At 65.1% G+C, this 17,376-nt stretch carries 14 protein-coding genes; all 14 read right to left on the bottom strand.

Going from position 1 to position 17,376, the window contains the following annotated elements; all coding sequences use genetic code 11:
• Positions 1-35: 35 nt before the first annotated feature.
• On the bottom strand, positions 36-1,727 hold the full coding sequence (locus Q8K99_09150; GenBank protein ID MDP2182720.1) for a peptide ABC transporter substrate-binding protein: 1,692 nt from the start codon (positions 1,725-1,727) through the stop codon (positions 36-38).
• A 239-nt stretch (positions 1,728-1,966) separates the two neighbouring features.
• Positions 1,967-2,212, bottom strand: a complete 246-nt coding sequence (gene secG / locus Q8K99_09145; GenBank protein ID MDP2182719.1) for a preprotein translocase subunit SecG — start codon at positions 2,210-2,212, stop codon at positions 1,967-1,969.
• A gap of 53 nt (positions 2,213-2,265) precedes the next feature.
• A complete protein-coding gene (gene gpmI / locus Q8K99_09140; protein ID MDP2182718.1) occupies positions 2,266-3,801 on the bottom strand; it encodes a 2,3-bisphosphoglycerate-independent phosphoglycerate mutase in 1,536 nt (511 codons plus the stop codon).
• 5 nt (positions 3,802-3,806) lie between these two features.
• On the bottom strand, positions 3,807-4,574 hold the full coding sequence (gene tpiA, locus Q8K99_09135; GenBank protein MDP2182717.1) for a triose-phosphate isomerase: 768 nt from the start codon (positions 4,572-4,574) through the stop codon (positions 3,807-3,809).
• A 40-nt stretch (positions 4,575-4,614) separates the two neighbouring features.
• The gene (locus Q8K99_09130; protein MDP2182716.1) at positions 4,615-5,802 is read right to left on the bottom strand and encodes a phosphoglycerate kinase; all 1,188 of its coding nucleotides are present in this window, start codon (positions 5,800-5,802) and stop codon (positions 4,615-4,617) included.
• Between the two features lie 91 nt (positions 5,803-5,893).
• Positions 5,894-6,898 carry a type I glyceraldehyde-3-phosphate dehydrogenase gene (gene gap, locus Q8K99_09125; protein MDP2182715.1) on the bottom strand — a complete coding sequence of 335 codons (1,005 nt, stop codon included), beginning with the start codon at positions 6,896-6,898 and terminating at the stop codon, positions 5,894-5,896.
• Positions 6,899-6,945: 47 nt separating this feature from the next.
• Positions 6,946-7,920 carry a DNA-binding protein WhiA gene (gene whiA, locus Q8K99_09120; protein ID MDP2182714.1) on the bottom strand — a complete coding sequence of 325 codons (975 nt, stop codon included), beginning with the start codon at positions 7,918-7,920 and terminating at the stop codon, positions 6,946-6,948.
• Entirely contained in the window at positions 7,904-8,902 is a 999-nt protein-coding gene (locus tag Q8K99_09115; protein ID MDP2182713.1) for a YvcK family protein, read from the bottom strand. Before Q8K99_09115 ends, whiA begins: the two co-directional genes overlap by 17 nt.
• Positions 8,899-9,828: an RNase adapter RapZ gene (gene rapZ, locus Q8K99_09110; protein MDP2182712.1), complete on the bottom strand. Its 930-nt coding sequence runs from the start codon at positions 9,826-9,828 to the stop codon at positions 8,899-8,901. The genes Q8K99_09115 and rapZ overlap by 4 nt, the downstream gene beginning before the upstream one ends.
• Positions 9,825-10,190, bottom strand: coding sequence for a phage holin family protein (locus Q8K99_09105; protein MDP2182711.1), 366 nt, complete (start codon positions 10,188-10,190; stop codon positions 9,825-9,827). Before Q8K99_09105 ends, rapZ begins: the two co-directional genes overlap by 4 nt.
• Positions 10,191-10,263: 73 nt before the next feature.
• Positions 10,264-13,263: a hypothetical protein gene (locus tag Q8K99_09100; protein ID MDP2182710.1), complete on the bottom strand. Its 3,000-nt coding sequence runs from the start codon at positions 13,261-13,263 to the stop codon at positions 10,264-10,266.
• Positions 13,264-13,282: 19 nt separating this feature from the next.
• On the bottom strand, positions 13,283-15,175 hold the full coding sequence (uvrC, locus tag Q8K99_09095; protein MDP2182709.1) for an excinuclease ABC subunit UvrC: 1,893 nt from the start codon (positions 15,173-15,175) through the stop codon (positions 13,283-13,285).
• A 2-nt stretch (positions 15,176-15,177) separates the two neighbouring features.
• Positions 15,178-16,860, bottom strand: a complete 1,683-nt coding sequence (locus Q8K99_09090; GenBank protein ID MDP2182708.1) for a hypothetical protein — start codon at positions 16,858-16,860, stop codon at positions 15,178-15,180.
• Complete coding sequence (locus Q8K99_09085; GenBank protein MDP2182707.1) at positions 16,853-17,353, bottom strand: hypothetical protein; 501 nt, start codon at positions 17,351-17,353, stop codon at positions 16,853-16,855. The genes Q8K99_09090 and Q8K99_09085 overlap by 8 nt, the downstream gene beginning before the upstream one ends.
• Positions 17,354-17,376: the final 23 nt, after the last annotated feature.

The raw sequence follows: 17,376 nt of genomic DNA, 5'->3' as shown, positions 1-17,376 counted from the left end.
TTGGCGTCCCGGTACAAACGTCATCATACGAAGTCCTAGCTTTCCGAACCGCCCGCGTCCTGCTTGAGCCATACCTTCTCGAAGTTGAAGAGGCTCATCGGGCTGAACACGCCGTCCATGACGCGGTCAGATGCCACGCGGGTGTGGCGGTAGAACATCAACGGAGCGCAAGCCGCCTCGTCGCCGACTATGGTCTCTATTTCCTGGTACAGCGCGATGCGTGCGTCCGCATCGGTCGTCTTGCGCGCCTCGTCGAGCTTTGCATCGACATCGGCGTTCTTGTACGACGCGTAGTTGTCGGAGCTGCTGCTCAGGAAGAGCGGGTTCAGGAAGTTGTCCATGATCGGATAGTCAGCCTGCCATCCCAGACGACCTGCCTGGTAGGTGTGCTGATCGAGCTTGTCGAGGTACTGCGCCCACTCCGTGCCCACCAGCTCGGACTCGACGCCGATCGCCTTGAGGTCGTTCTGCACGAGCTGCAGGATGTCCTCGTGCCCAGAGCCCGTGTTGTACTCGAGCTTGAGCTTGGGCAGACCCTTGCCGTCCGGATAGCCGGCATCAGCGAGGATGGTCTTGGCCTCCTCGGGATCGTACACGGAGTACTTCCATGCGTTGTCCTGGAAGCCCACGATGCCGTCGGGAACGATTCCCGTTGCAGGAACGCGCGTGCCTTCGAAGACCGTATCGCAGATCGCCTGACGGTTGATCGCCAGCGAGAACGCCTGGCGAATCTTCGGGTCCTTGAAAGTGTCGTCGATGTTGTTCATGAGCAGATAGTAGACACCCAGTTCGGTGCCCAAGACCGTCTGCTTGCCCGGCTCCATGCTGTAGCCGTCGACGCTCTCACCGTACTGGTCGATGGTCGACTGGATCTGGCCGCTGGGAATCTGCGTGAAGTCCACGGTTCCCGCCTGGAACTCAAGGAACGCGGTGTCCTGATCGGTGAAGATCTTGAAGTCGACGCCATCGATGTTGGGCTCATCGCCGTAGTAGTCATCGAACTTGGCAACCTTGATGTACTGATCGTGGTTCCAGGGCTCCGTCATCTTGAAGGGGCCGTTGCCGATAGGCATTTCCGAATAGTCGACCGTGGCACCGTTGTACTCAACTCCACCCTCGACGGCGCTCTTCGGGACCGGGGCCAGGGCCGGGTGACCGACAACATACTCGAAGTCGGCAAACGCGTAGTTCAGCGTCACCTCGAGAGTCGTCTCATCAATTGCCTTGACGCCCGGAAAATCGGTCCCCGTACCGTCCTGCATCTCGTCAAAGCCCATTACCGGGGCCAGGTGATATGAGATCTCGGACTCGTTCTTCGGATCGCAGATGCGCTCCCATGCGTACTTGAAGTCCTGGGCAGTGACAGGGTCACCATTGTGGAACTTGGCATCCTTGGCCAGATGGAACGTCCACACCGAGGCGTCCTCGTTCGGCTCCCAGCTTTCCGCTGCGGCCGGCGCGATCTCTGAGGTCAGGTAATCGAACGTCACGAGACTGTCGAACACCGCCTGTCCGACCTGAACGCCCTCGGAATCCTGGAGGTTGACCGGATCGATGAACGGCGGTTCGCTGATGTAGAAGGCGAATGTCCCACCCTTCTGGACATCATCGCCCGCATCGCCGCTCGTGTCCTTGTCACCTCCCGTGCACCCAGTCGCCCCCACCAGTGTGAGGACCATTGCAGTGCTGAGCACACCCATAACCAACTTGCGGAATTTGCCTGTCAAAGCGCACCCTCCCTCCAGAATCGGGTCTACTTGCCATGTGAGGCGAACGCACGCCTACCAGCACCCTTGCGGCGTGGATATGTAGCGGCGCCTCTCCAGACTACACATTTAGTGTCCCCCTCTTTGCATAGAATGACAACATCAACGGAGTCAGGACATGGAGCTTCTCATGGAACGCAAAGCGGCCCCGGTGTATGTCCGGGGCCGCTCCATGCATAGCATCGTATGATGGACGCGTTCTACACTCCAGGACGGTAGAGCACCATCAGCAGAAGGAGCGTCACCGTGAACACACCCACGAGAACAAGGGTGATCCGGTCAAGGTTCTTCTCGATGATGCCCGTACCACTGGCGGTCGTGGGCATCACTCCACTGAACATGGAGGACACCCCCGTGCCCTTCCCCGAGTGTAGTAGCACGAAGGCGATAAGACCGACAGAAGCTATCACATGGATGACCATGATGACTGCGACAAGAGCGCTCACCCGCATGTCTCCTTTGACCTTGAGGCGACCATCCAAGCCGCCGAGCTGACGCACTAGTATAGCAAGAGCGAGCGCCCCGTCCACTCGTCAGGCTGCGGGATGCCAAGAAGGCACAGGAGCGTGGGCGATATGTCAGCTAGAATCCCGCCGTCAGCGAGCGTGCGCACACCGTCCGCGATGACACACACCGGCACGTCCGCAGGGGTGTGCGCCGTGAACGGCGTTGAACCGTCCTCGGCGACCATCCGCTCGGCGTTGCCGTGATCGGCGGTGACTATGGCGATTCCGCCTGCACGCCGGATGGCATCGACCACCTTCCCAACCGCATCGTCGACTGTCTCAACCGCTGCGACCGCTGCCGACAACACACCGGTATGCCCGACCATGTCGCAATTGGCGAAGTTGACGACATAGACGTCGGCGCGGTCCGCCTCGATCGCCTCGACAAGACGAGCCGTGACTTCCGGTGCGGACATCTCCGGCTGTAGATCGTACGTTGGCACCTTCGGACTGGGCACCAAGACCCGCTCTTCGCCCGTCTTGGGTGTCTCAAGACCCCCGTTGAGGAAGAACGTGACGTGGGCGTATTTCTCGGTCTCCGCTATGTGCAGCTGCCTGAGGCCCGCGTCTGCGAGCACGTCGGCGAGCACGCAGCAAGGTATGTCCTTCGGAAACGCCACCGCCACGGGAAGCGTCGGGTCGTATTCCGTGAGGCACACGAAGTGAACACTCGGTCGAGTCGGTCGGGGAAACCGATCGAACGCTTCATCAACGAAGGCCCGGGTGATCTCTCGCGCGCGGTCCGGCCGGAAGTTGAAGAGCACGACGCTGTCCCCGTCTTCCACGAGCGCCACGGGTACTCCCGCGCGCGTGACTACCAGGGGCTCCACGAATTCGTCGGTGACGTCCGAGGAGTAGGACGCGGAAACCCCGCCGCAAGCGTCTGCGCACGGCTGGCCCTGGCCTGCCACCATTGCTCGCCAGGCCCTCTCAACCCGTTCCCAGCAATTGTCGCGGTCCATCGCCCAATACCGGCCCATCACCGTCGCAATCGCACCGACGCCAACCTCGTCTAGAAACACCTGCAGGTCCCGGACGAATCCGAGCCCCGAACGCGGTGGCACGTCCCGTCCGTCCAGGAAACAGTGAATGAAGATGCGCGAGGCGCCCCGGCTCTTCGCCATTCGGACTAGGGCGTATAGATGGTCTCGATGGCTGTGTACTCCCCCGTCCGACAGCAGCCCCATCAGGTGCACCGCACCTCCAGCGGCCACAGCGGCATCGATAGCCTCGGCAAGGACTTCGTTGTCCTGAATAGAGCCGTCATCTATGGCGCGGCATATGCGCGTCAGCTCCTGGTAGACCACGCGGCCGGCACCGATGTTGAGATGCCCGACCTCGGAGTTGCCCATCTGCCCCTCCGGCAGGCCCACGGCAAGACCGGACGCGCACAAGCGCGAGGTCGGGTATCGCGCGAACAACTCGTCCAGCCGAGGCGTGTGTGCAAGACTGATGGCATTGCTTGGACCGGCTTCCGCCAGACCGAAGCCGTCCATGATGACAAGAAGCGCGGGGAGGTTCTGCGACATCGCGATCAGAGCGCGGCGCGGACGATACCCGCGAAAGACTCCGCGTCGAGCGCAGCCCCGCCAACGAGCGCACCATCGATGTCGGGCTCGGCCAGGAACATCACCGCGTTCTCGGCCTTGACCGACCCGCCGTACAGAACACGAAGGGCCATCGCCGCCGGAGGAGCGAACAGCGCCCCTACCGTAGCCCGTATCGAGCGGGCGACATCGTTGGCTGCCTCCGGGGTAGGCGTGCGACCCGTGCCTATCGCCCAGATCGGCTCGTACGCGATCACGACCTTCTCCGCTTGCGCCTGCGTGAGCCCCCCGAGCCCTGCGCGAACCTGGCTGCGTATGTGCGTGTCGGTGTCACCCGCCTCACGAGTGCCGAGAGCCTCCCCAACACACATGATCGGCACCATGTCAGCCGCGAATACCGCCTTCACCTTCCTGTTCACCGTCTCGTCGGTCTCGCCGAACATCTCGCGCCGTTCGGAGTGACCCACGATGACGTAGTCGCATCGCAACTCGACAAGCATCCGGGGGGACACCTCGCCCGTAAACGCGCCTTCGTTTTCCCAGTGGACGTTCTGCGCCCCCAGACCGAACGATAGACGGTCGAGCTCGATCACTGTCGAGATGCTCTTGAGAGCGGTGAATGGCGGGCAGACCACGATGTCCACGCGATCCCACATGCCGGACGTGCGCTCTTCGAGCTGTTGCACCAGAATCGCGCCCTCGCCCGAGGTCTTGTACATCTTCCAGTTGCCGGCGATCATCGGTCGGCGTGCCATGAGTCGCACCTTCCCTTCCTGTCCGACTGTCGCGGAACCTCTACCGGTCGAGCAGAGCCTCCAGACCCGGCAGCTCAGAACCCTCGAGCAACTTCATGGAGGCGCCTCCGCCCGTCGAGACGAAGGTCACCCGCTCCTCTAGCCCGAACTTCTTGAGTGCGGCCACCGAGTCGCCTCCTCCTACGACAGAAGCCGCTCTGTTGTTGCGGGCAACTGCGGTAGCCACCTCTTTCGTGCCCTGCTCGAACGGTGTCATCTCGAACACCCCCATCGGCCCGTTCCAGAAGACGGTCTTGGCCGACGAGATCGCCCCCTTGAAGAGCTCGACCGAGGTTGGCCCGATGTCTAGACCCATCATACCGGCGGGAATCTCCTCCCTACCGACAACCTTCGTCTCGGCATCCTCGACGATCTGATCGGCAATGACGAAATCAACCGGCAGAAGCAGGTCTACGCCGCGCTCGCTCGCCTTGGTAAGCATCTCCTTGGCTGGTTCGATCCACTCGTCTTCGACGATCGACGTGCCGACCTCAAGACCCTCGGCGACGAGGAGAGTGAAGCACATTCCGCCGCCGACGATGAGAGTGTCCACGCATTCCAGAAGCCGGTCGATGACCCCGAACTTGTCCGACACCTTGGATCCGCCAAGGATCGCCACGAACGGGCGGTCCGGATGCGTGAGCATCTCGGTGAGCATCTCGACCTCACGCGCGAGCAACATGCCCGCGTAGGCGGGCAGAAACTCCGTCACGCCCACGGTCGAGGCGTGAGCGCGATGGCACGCTCCGAACGCGTCATCGACGTAGACGTCCGCGAGATCAGCCAGTTGCTTCGAGAACCCGGGGTCGTTGGTCTTCTCGCCCGGGTTGAAGCGGAGGTTCTCGAGCATGATGAGTTCGCCGTCGACCATCCGCCCGACAGCCTCCGTCACATCGGGACCGACGGTCTGGTCGATGAAGTGAACGTTCCTGCCGAGGAGTCGGGCCAAGACCCTGCGGACGGGACGCAGCGAGTACTGCGGATCGGGCTCGCCCTTCGGACGCCCGAGGTGGCTGACGATGATGGGGCGCGCTCCACGGTCGACGAGATAGCGCAGCGTCGGCAAGGCGGCGCGGACACGGGTGTCGTCGATAACGGTGCCCTCTTTCAGCGGCACGTTGAAGTCGACCCGAACGAGCACATGCTTTCCGCGGACATCGGCATCGCGGACGGTCTTCTTCTCGAACATCGCATCCCTCCGATCGACGAGGTGGTGTCAACAACGGGCGTGCCGGGCCCGGTCAGCCCCACACGCCCGTTGTGGCATCACTTTGCGCGCTTCAGGCCATCATCAGTTTGGCAAGGTCGATCACGCGATTCGAGTAGCCCCACTCGTTGTCGTACCAGGAAACGCACTTCACGAAAGTCCCGGAGCCGCCCATGACCATCGTCTGCATCGAGTCGAAGACGGACGAGGCCGGGTTGCCGACAACGTCGACGGATACGATCGGGTCCTCGCAGTACTCGAGATAGCCCTTCATGGGACCCTCGGCTGCAGCCTTCATCGCGGCGTTGATCTGATCCTTGGTCACCGTCGTCTCAAGCTCGGCGACGAGGTCGACCACGGAGCCGTCCGGGGTCGGCACCCGCATCGACATGCCGTCGAGGCGGCCCTTCATCTCGGGCATGACGAGCCCGATGGCCTTCGCGGCACCCGTCGACGTCGGGATGATGGACATCGCGGCCGCACGGGCACGACGCAGGTCCTTGTGCGGAAGGTCCAGAATGCTTTGGTCGTTCGTGTAGCTGTGGATGGTGTTCATGAAACCCTGCTTGAGCCCGAAATTGTCATGAAGGACCTTTGCGAACGGCGCCAGGCAGTTCGTCGTGCAAGACGCGTTGCTCACGATGTGATGCGTGGCGGGATCGTAGTCCCCATCGTTGACACCCAGGACGATAGTGATGTCCTCGTTGCTCGCAGGAGCCGAGATAAGAACCTTCTTCGCACCGGCGTCACGGTGCGCCTGTGCCTTGGTCGCGTCGGTGAAGATGCCGGTGGACTCGACCACAAAGTCGACGCCGAGATCGCCCCACGGCAAGGCAGCGGGATCGCGCTCGGCTAGCACTTTCACGAAGCGTCCGTCGACGGTGAACCCGTCACCCTCGGCCTTCACGCTGTTCCCGAAGCGACCGTGCACGGAATCGTACTTGAGGAGATGCGCCAGCGTGCGGGCATCCGTCAGGTCGTTGACTGCCACGACTTCAAGAGCCGGGTCTGCCTCGGCTGCGCGGAATACGAGACGCCCGATACGACCGAACCCATTGATACCAACCTTGATCGCCACGTGTGACTCCCTCCTCGTCGCGGCCTTGTGGCCGCATCATCTTCCCCTCAGCGCTTGCCGGACCGCTGTTTCTTCCCGGTACCACGCACCTGTTGCTCAGCGTCGGAGGCGAGCTGCTCGATGCGACGAACCCTATGATATACCGCCGACTTCGAGAGTGGAGGGTCAGCCAGCTCACCGAGTTCACGGAGGCTGACATCCGGATTCTCCAAGCGGAGTCGCGCCAATTCTTGCAGTGCCGGAGGCAAGTTGTCGATACCTCGCACGTCGTCAAGCAACTCAATCGCCTCAACCTGCGCTATGGCCGCATCCGCCGTTTTCTGCAGGTTTGCCGTTTCCGCATTCACGAGCCGGTTGACGTCATTGCGCATCGACTTGATGACCCGTACGTCCTCTGTCCTGAGCAAAGCGCGATGTGCGCCAACGAGTGCGAGGAACGTCACGATGTGCTCCGCACCCTTGAGATAGACGGTGAAGAGCCCCCTTCGACGGGTGAGTTTGGCCGGTATTTCAAAGCGTTCCATAAGGGACGCCAGGTCCTCGGCCATCTGCTCGGACTCCGCGGTGAGCTCGAAATGGAAGTCGCCGTGCGGGTCCGCGACGAATCCTCCGCCAAGGAACGCACCACGCAGATACGCGATCGCGCAACAGTCGCGCCGCACGACACGCGGCAGTATGCCGTAGGTGAGGGTCAGTCCATCGTCCAGGATGCCGAGTTCGTTGAGCGCCTGAGGAAGCCGCGACTGGCTGACCACCGTGATGAGGTAGTTGTTCGTCTTGTGCAGGACCGACCGGCGGACGGTGAGTTCGGTCTTGAGCTCGTATAGCCGGTGCAGCAGCTTGATCGCCTTGCGGGCGACGGGCGCGGTCTCGGTGGCGATCTCGAGCCGGTAGCGTTCCTTCCCGGAGATGTGCAGCGTGCCTTCGATACGCACCAGCGCCGCAAGCTCAGCTTTCAGGCAGCATTGTCTACGCGGCTCGATGCGCGAGAGCTCCTCTTTGACCTCAGCCGTGAACGACATCCTGGATGACCTCTCTGAGCGCCCGGCAGAGCTTGGATCGCTCGTGATGCAGCGGGTTCTCGGCGTCGGCCAGGTCGGTCACGCGAACCGTAGGCCCCATGTCCTCGATCCGCGTGCGGATCGCCACATCGGCCCGCACGTGCTCGACGTCCCCCGAGGCCGCACTATCATCGCACACCAGCGCGGACCCCGCCGGGTCATCTTGCTCGCACGGTTCATCCACGAGCACGACGTCGATCGCACCCTCAAGCCCATGCTCGAGAAGCGCGCGCACGTGGTCTGCGGCATCCATGCCCGCGGTCTCTCCCCGCTGGTTGGCCACATTGCACACGTAAATCGTCGTGGCCCGCGACGCACACACGGCATCCGCGAGGCCGGAGACCAGGAAATTCGGCACGATACTCGTGAACAGGCTTCCCGGTCCGATCACGATGATGTCGGCACGCTCAACCGCCTCAAGGACGGGAGGATACGCTGCGGGGTCGGCCGGTTCGCTCGTCACGTTGGCGATCGGTCCCCTCCCGACCGCTATGCGCGCCTGTCCGCGCACCGGCTCGCCATGCGCGTCGACCGCAGTGAGCAGCACGTCTTCCAGCGTGCTCGGCAGGACACGGCCACGCGTGCCAAGGAGCCGCTGCGCCGCCTCGATTGCAGCCGGGAATCCACCCGACATCTCGGTGAGCGCCGCCAGGATCAAGTTCCCAACCGCGTGGCCCTCGAGCCCCTCTCCCCGCTCGAATCGATACTGGAAGAGCTGGCCGAGGAGCCCGTCGTCTTCGGCCATCGCTACAAGGCAGTTCCGGACATCGCCCGGCGGCAGCATTCCGAACTCGCGCCGGAGAGTCCCGGTCGAGCCGCCGTCATCGGCCATCGTCACGACGGCGGTCGTCTCGCAGCCCTGCTCGACCAGACACCGTAGGACGAGCGGCAGACCCGTGCCTCCGCCGATGGCGACGGCACTTGTCACCTTCGCAACGGTCACCTCCGCTCCCGGTCCCTGCCGATATCCCGGTGGCTGGTCGCCACGCGGAACCCGAGTCCGCCAAGGAACGCGGCGGTCTCCTCGGCAAGTGCGACGCTGCGATGCATGCCGCCGGTACATCCCAGGGCCACCGAGAGGTGCGTCTTGCCTTCCATCACGTAGCCGGGGGCAAGCGTCGAGAGCAGATCGAACCACTTGGCTGTGAACTCCGCGGTCTCGTCACGCCCGAGCACGAACTCGCGCACGGGATCGTCGAGCCCGGTCAGTCGACGAAGCTCGGGGTCGTAGTAGGGATTCGGCAGGAAGCGGACGTCCATGACGATGTCGGCGTCGATCGGGACGCCGTACTTGAAGCCGAACGAGGAGACCGTGACAGCCAGCGACGGCGCGAGATTCTCCAGGAAGAGGCGGTCTTTGATCTGACGGCGCAGGTCGCGAGGGGCAAGGTCGCTCGTGTCGATGATGAGGTCCGCGCGAAGCCTGACTTCCGCGAGGGCGGCACGTTCGGCGCGTATCGCGTCCGCGACAGAACCGCCCTCGTCCTCGCAGAGCGGGTGGCGGCGGCGCGTCTCGCTGAACCGGCGTACGAGCACGTCATCGTCAGCCTCGAGGAACAGCAGGTGGAACGGCACACCGCCTTCCTCCAGGCGCCCCAGCTCACCCGCAAGTTCGTCAAAGAACGACTTCGCACGCAAGTCGCAGACGACAGCTATGCGGCGAATGCGGCTTCCGGGCAGAGCGGTCAGGTTCACGAGCTGGCCGAAGAAGGACGGCGGCAGGTTATCGATGCAGAAGAAGCCGATGTCCTCGAATGTGTGAATGGCCTCGCTTCGCCCCGCCCCTGACATCCCCGTGATCACGACGAGTTCGGGGCCGGAAGGGTGAGGGGTCTCCTCGGCAGGGCTTTGTGGGGACGTGTCCGTCATCGTGACCGCCGATCGTCGTCGCTTTCCACGAGCTTCGTGAGTGCAGACGTTGCTACCGAGATCACCAGCGCTGCGACCATGGTGGCAAGGAAGCCGCTGGTATCAACACCCGGAACGATCCACGCCACGATGTAGAGCATGAACGCGTTGATGACAAGCGCGAACACACCCAGCGTCAGAATCGTCGCGGGAAACGCGAGGACGTGCACGACCGGCTTGACCGTGAGATTCACGAGACCGAGTGCGACCGCCGCCCACGCCGCCGCGACCCAACCGTCCACCCGCAGAAGCGAGCCACCAGAGAAGTACGCGACGCCGAAGATCGCGGCGCTGGACAGCAACAGTCTCACGACGAGCTTCATGCACGCCTCCCGGGTCTCGACGAGCGGTCACGCGCTATCGAGTATACCAGCGGAGACCGTCGTTTCAGGCAGTCTATCGCCAGTCCGACAGCGCGTCTTGGACACGTCGGGACGTCGTCCGCACGATCATCTGCTGGCGCTCCCACGTCAGCGCAACCACAAGCATCGCGATACCGATGATGCCAAGGAGGAGCCACCAGAAGCTCATAAGGTAGACCCACGTACGCCAGAACGCGATGAAGAGCAACGCACCGACACCGCCCAGGAAGTACGCCCGCACCCTGAGCCCCACGCCTGCACCGATCCACGCGAGCGACAGCGCGACAACCCACAGCGCGTGACGGGCGGCATCCTGTGGCGTCGTCGGCCCGAGCGCAGCCAGTAACGGCGGAATCAGTCCGATCGCCGGCGAGATCATGTCCGTGAGCACCGGAACGGACCGGCCGATATCCCTGGATGCCCACCAGTAGCCGGCGACGGCAACGTAGACGGCAGGCACGGTGGTGTACAGCTCGAGCGTATCCAGGTCGAAGGCCCCGAGCTCGACCCAGTAGGCGGCGATGACCGCGACCGGTCCCGCGTAGATGCCGGGCTCCAGATCGTGCAGCATCGAGCCGACGGTCACGTAGCCGCCGAGCACGCACAGCGCGGCCGCGAGCCCCTGCTCGCCGATGTCGGCCCAACCGGTCGCACCCCCCGCTTTCGACGCAAGGCCTACGAGCACGTGCACGAGGGCGAGCGCAAGCCCCGCGACCGCGAGGGCGCGTGCCGTCCGCCTCGGCTTGCCATCGCGCAGCAACGCCGACGGCACCAGCAGTGTCGCGGACGCCGAGGAAAGCGCGACGACGGTGATCCACGGAGCTCCGTCGATGTGCGCGAGGGTGGAGAGCAGCGCAAGTGAGCCAAGGATCGCAGCGCCGAAGGCCCCCTCGGGAATCGGTGTTGCCAATGATGCGAACGCCCACGCCAGCGCGGCGAGTGCCAGAGCAGCAGCGAGCGAGCCGACATCGCCGACAGCGAAGGCCGCAGCCGCCAAGGCCGCAAGCGCCGCGCCCCAGGGCCACGCGTCCCTCCAGCCACGTCGCGAACGCGCGGCCAACCCACCGGCCGCAAGGACCGCGCCCGTCGAGGCACCTGCGATGCCCGCGGCCTCTGCGTCCCAGTGCCACCATCCGGCAACCGTAGCGCACGCAACGAACAACGCCGCCGAGACGATGAGACCCGGGCGTTCCTCGGAGGTCAGTGCGTCGGCGAGCCAGATCAATCCGGCGAGACCCAGCAACAAGGCCACCTGCCACGCACGAGCATCGAAGAAGACCTCCGAAGCCATCACGCCCGCAAACACGATCACAAGTGTGGCGACCCGCAGGGCCACGCCGAACACCGTCTTTGGCATGCCGAGGAAGCGCTCGGTCACCACGCGCAAGGCCAGCCAGGCGGCGGCAAGACCGAGTAGGGCGGATGCGTACAGCGCGCTGTGCCAATCGGGTACGACCCAGGCGCATACGGCCGCTAGCAGGTAGAACGACGCGGCGACACCGACACCGGTGGCGAGAATGCCCTCCGGTTCACGTCGGCGGAGGAATGCGGCGGAGAACCACAGCGCACAGATCAATCCTGGGAGGGCGACATCCCGGGCGGCGACGTCAACGGCTGCCAGAGGAAGGACCTCGCGCGAGAACGGCATCGCTAGCGAGCTTGCAGCGAGAAGCAGCCAGCCGCCGGCAGTCGCGATGACTTCCAGCGATTCAGCACCCGCGAGCGCACCGGGCTCCTTGGCCGGGGCCCGGCGGCGGATGACGACGCCGGCAAGCACCCAAGAGACCGCCACGAGACCGAGGACCGCTACCGTGACGTCGGCCGCCCACTCAAAACGGCTCGCCAGCAGGAGCCAGCCGAACGCTTCGGCGAGCAGCGCCAATGCGCCGTAGCCCCAGCCTCCGCGATACGCCTCGTGGACGAGCCATGCGACGGCAGCGACGAACATCACGACGGCATGGCCGACCTCGGCGCCCGGCATCGCGGCGCCGAGCACGGCCACGAACACCACCAGCTGCAACGGTGAACCGAGTCCCCGGGGCAGCCTGAGCATGTCGATTCCGATGGTGGACGCGGCAGCCGCGACGACAGCGCTGATTATCTGCACCCAGCCGACATCCCCAAGAGCGAAGTCCAGCACTAGCCCGACCGTCACGCCCACGAACAGCACCGGTGACGCCCATTGCAGCACGGTGGCCAGCGACGCAACGGGTTTGCGGTCGTACGCGAGTCTCGAGGCGACGGCCCACAGCAGGGCCACTACCGCGAGTCCCGCCAACCGCGGTGAAGCCTGCCACCCGAGCCCTTGCCCGAGCAGCCACCACCATGCGATCTGCGCGGTCGCGCCGAGCACGCCGAAGAAGCTGCCGGCGATGCGGGTCTCTGTGTACCAGTACGCGAGCGTGCAAACGAGCAGCCACCCGACCCACGGCCACGCACCCTGCATGTTGTAGCCATCGATGGCGATCCAGCCGTCGAACAGCAGCATGGCCGAGGCCACGACCGTGAGCGCGATGCCTCCACCGGTCAGGTCGAGCCGCTCCCGCACGAGCGAGCCCGCGACGTAGAAGCCCGCTGTCAGGAGGCCAAGGAACACCAGCTTGAAGACGACAGAGTACAGGTCCCAGGTCGCGACCGCGAAGATCGCCGCTGCGATGATGACGAGGAATGCGCCCGTGAACGTGAGTACCGTGGTCCACTTGAGAGGTTCGCGAGAACTTGCCGCGGGCATCGTGGGCCTTGCGTCCCACGGGTGCGGCGCGGCGGTTGTACGCGGCGGCGGCTGCGTGGCAGGTTCCACCGCAGGCTGACCCCGCACGTATGCGGGCTGCGCGGCCGGCGGCTCCTCCGCCACTTGCGTGGTTGGCCCCTGGATGATCTCGACCAGGTCCTGGCGACGCTGAAGGTACCGGGGCGCGAGCCGGTCGTAGGACTCGCGCGCAACATCGCCGCGCTCCACCGCCCGGGCGAGGTGTTCGAGGAAGTAGTCGATGTTGTCGAGCTCTTCCCATGCCGCCACGTTGGCACGCGCCATGTTGCCCCCTGACAGACCGTCAGCCGTCGCCGTCCACACCGGCTTCTGCGTCCCCCGCCGTTCTCCCGGATTGTCTCACAACCGCTGCGATCTCCTCGGCGAGTTCGCGGGGGATTCCGCGAACGGAGGCAATCTCGGTCACTGACGCCTCACGCAGGCGTTTCACCGATCCGAACGCGGCGAGCAAGGCCTTCTTGCGCTTTGGCCCGATGCCGGGGATGTCGTCGAGCACCGAAGCGGTCATGGCTTTGCCCCGGAGCTCGCGGTGGTAGGTGATCGCGAAGCGGTGTGCCTCGTCGCGCACGCGCTTCACGAGGAAGAGCGACGCAGAACCCGCCGGAAGCACGACCGGCTCGTCCCATCCGGGAACGAACAGCTCCTCTTCGCGCTTGGCCAGCCCGACCACGGGGATGTCGCCGACGCCGGATTCGGCGAGCGCGGCAACCGCCGAGGAGAGCTGCGGTTTCCCGCCGTCCACGATCACGAGGTTCGGCCGGGAGCCGAAGCGGCCGTCACCCATGCGCTCGGGTGCGAACCTGCGCAGAAGCACCTCGCGCATCATCGCGACGTCGTTGGCTTCCGGCGTGTCCATCCGGACGCGGAATCGCCGGTACTGCGACGGTTCCGGGCGACCGCCCGCGAACACCACCATCGAGCCCACCGAGTGGCGGCCGTGCAGTGTCGAGATGTCGTAACACTCGATGCGAAGCGGCGGCACAGGCAGCGCAAGTGCGCTTTCGAGCTGGAGGAGTGCCGCGTTGATGCGTTCCTCGTCGTAGCGGGTTCGCACCTTGAAGCGCATGAGCGTGTGGCGGGCGTTGGTCTCCGCGAGCTGTGCGAGATCGCGCTTCTCGCCACGCTGGGGCACGCGAAGATGCACCCTGCCGCCACGCACCGAGCCTAGCCACTCCTCGGCGACGGCGGGTCGGGGCGGCAGCTCGGGGACTATCACCTCGTGCGGCACGTGGGACGCATCATCGTAGTAGCGCAGCAAGAAGCCCTCGACGAGCTCGGGAAGCGGCACGTCGAGGCCCTTGTCGAGCACGAACTCGTTGCCGATGAGCACGCGACCTTCGCGCACCACGAAGAGGTGCACCCCTGCGATCGTCTCTTCGCGCCACACGCCTATCACGTCCATGTCGAGCGGCCGGCTGGACACGACCTTCTGCCTGTGTTCGATACCGCGCACGGCATCGAGCCGGTTGCGGTTGCGCGCAGCACGCTCGAAGTCGAGGTCGGCCGCCGCCTCGCGCATTGCGGTCTCGAGCTCCTCGGCCACGCCCGCGCGCTTGCCCTGCAGGAACGCGACAACGTGCGCGACACTCTCCGCGTACTCCTCGAATGTGCATGCCCCGACACACGGGCCCGGCCCCTTGCCGACCCCGTAGTCAAAGCACGCCTTGTCGCTGGGCTCCCCTCCCCGCGCGTTGACACGCTTCCACTCCACGCACTGCGCACTGCAGATCGGATAGATCCGACGGACGACCTCGACGGTCTCGCGCGCGGCCCGCGCGTCGGTGTAGGGGCCGAAGTAGCGCACACCCGCACGGTGCTTCTCGCGCGTGAACTTGATCGCCGGGAAGGGGTCGCCCGTGGTCAGCGCGATGAACGGGTACGACTTGTCATCGCGGTAGTCGACATTGAAGGGCGGCCCGAACTGCCGGATGAGGTTCTTCTCGAGGATTAGCGACTCGACCTCGGTGTCGGTCACGAAGTAGTCGAACGAGGTCACCTGTTCCATCATGAGCGGGACCTTCTCCCTCTCGTCCTGGCCAAGGACGTACTGTCGCATCCGCTTGCGGAGCGACTTGGCCTTACCGACATAGAGGACCTCTTCGGCGGATTTCCACAGGTAGACGCCGGGGCGGTCGGGAACGCCATCCAACTGCTCGCGGATGCTCGGGTCGCCCATCGCTATCTCGCGGCGAAGACGGCCAGCATGCGCCCGCACCGTGATGCGTCCACAAGCGCCGCCCGCTCGATGCGGAACGCCCAGCCACGCACGGACACATCGCGCAACGCGACATCGGCGCCCTCGCCGGCCAGCCACAAAGCCGTGCCGTCTCCTCGTCGGTGTGCCAGCCAGACGTCCGGATCGACCTGGCGCGGGCCTGCGGACGACAGATACGCGAGCCCGTCGCCTCCTTTGCTCCCGCTGCCGCTCGTGGCGAGCACGCGGTTCGGCAGAAGCTCGCCATCTGCCGTAGCACTCGTGTCGAGCGAAGGTTCCCTGACAAAGCCGCTGACCACGAGCGCCGTCTCCGGCGCGCCGGGATCATCGGCTGCTGCCAGCACGGCATCCGACGGAGCGCCTTCTGCGAGAGAAGCGCTCTCCACCTCGGTAGCCACGCTGTGCGTCCCTTCCAGAACCGACCCGTACGACGAGTCCACGCCACTTGCGATCGCTGCGAGTGTCCACACGCGTAAGGCGCCGACGGTCTCCCTGTCGGCCCCCGGCGCTATCCCGCGCAGCTGGTCAGCGAGCTCTTGCGCTCCGGGCGATGACATTCGCGGCTCGAGAGCGGAAATTGCACGCTGCGACCACACCGTACCGGCATCCTCATCCGGATCGACGGCCGCAATCCCTGCTACGCCTTTGCGCGCACCTGCGACAGCGTCGACCAAGGACTGGACGACCGGGCCGGACGGTCCGTCCTCGGAGAGCAGGCCCGCGGCGGCATTCTTGGCATCGAGGTAGGCCCCGGCGATATCCCGGTCGATGGCCACGGAGTTGTCGGGGAGAGGGGTCGCCCCCACAGGGCGCGCGTCGGCAAGGTCACGCGCTGCGCGGGCAAGCTCGTCGGGGATCGGCACCGGCCTCGCCAGGTCACCGCCGCGGATGCCCTTGAGGATGTAGACCACTACCGACTCCCCGCCCGTGCCGGCTGCCGAGCCCGAGTTCCCTGACGATGCCCCGTCTGAGGGAGTCCCGGAGTCGCCGTCTTCACCGCCATCGCCATCACCCGGAGATGCGGACGTCAGTCCGCTGACACGCGCGGCAAAGAGCTGCGGGTCACCGAGCATGTCGGGGTTCGCGATCGCCGCGCGGTTGAACCACGCCGCGTCGCGTCCGGCCGAACCGCTCCCGGAAGCAATCGCAGCACGCTCGAATATGACCTCGCCGCTGGCCATTGTCCCCGACAGAGTCGCGCCCCAGTGTCCTCCGACGTCGTACGTCTCCGTACGTGCTGCGGCCGAGACGATCTCCTCGGCGATAGCTGAATCGAGATTCGCTGCATCGCGCAGCTTCAGCGTCGCCGTCCCGGAGAAGGTCCCGCCTGCGGCGGTGCCACCCTGCAGAGACGTGCCCGTCAGACGAAGCTCGATTGAGGACTCCTGCGAGACCGTGCCCTCGGTATCGCGTATGCCGAGCACGTCGGAGTAGACGATCTCGCCCCGGAAGGCGCTCTTCTCGTAGCTGAGCTCGACTCTTGAGTCCACGACACGCAGGCTCGTGGCTCCAACCTCACCGATCATCATGCCCTGCGCCTGCCACTGATGCTCGTAGCCGCCGGCCGAGGGAGAGGCAACCGCCGGCGCGCATGACACGACCGCCAGGAACGATGCGAGAAGCACGCGGACGATACGGCTATCCATCGACGCCCTCCTCGGACAGGAAGACGAACTCCACTGCGTCCCGAAGCGCGTCGCCATCGTCTGCTTCGACTGCCGCGCGAATCGCGCGACCTTTGCCGCGCACCTCAACAAGCGACCGGGAGCCATCGAAGACCTGGACTGCGTAGCGGTCGTCGCCGGGATACGCCGCAGCCAGGGCCGCGAAGCCCGTCTGCCATGCGATCTCGACATCGGCTGCCGAGGAGACCTGCGGGAGTTCCAGCCGCATCACTGCGGTACCGTCGCCATTCCCCACAACCGCGCGCTCGAAGCCGGCGAGGCGCACGGTCCGCAGTGCGGTTTCCGCAGGCCCAGAGGCTGAGAGCGGGTCCCCCAGCCGCGACTGGAAGGGGAACCATGATGGCACCGGTCCCCCGCCGCGCGCATAGAAGGACGCGCCGAGCACGACAAGAGCGATGAGACCGACCGCTGCCACGGCGAGCCACATCACCCGATGACGGTTCCGATCAGCCAAGGAGCGACGCCATCCTTCCCGTG

The sequence above is a fragment of the Actinomycetota bacterium genome (assembly GCA_030682655.1).
Classification (GTDB): domain Bacteria; phylum Actinomycetota; class Coriobacteriia; order Anaerosomatales; family JAUXNU01; genus JAUXNU01.
This window is presented reverse-complemented; position numbering and strand designations above follow the sequence as displayed.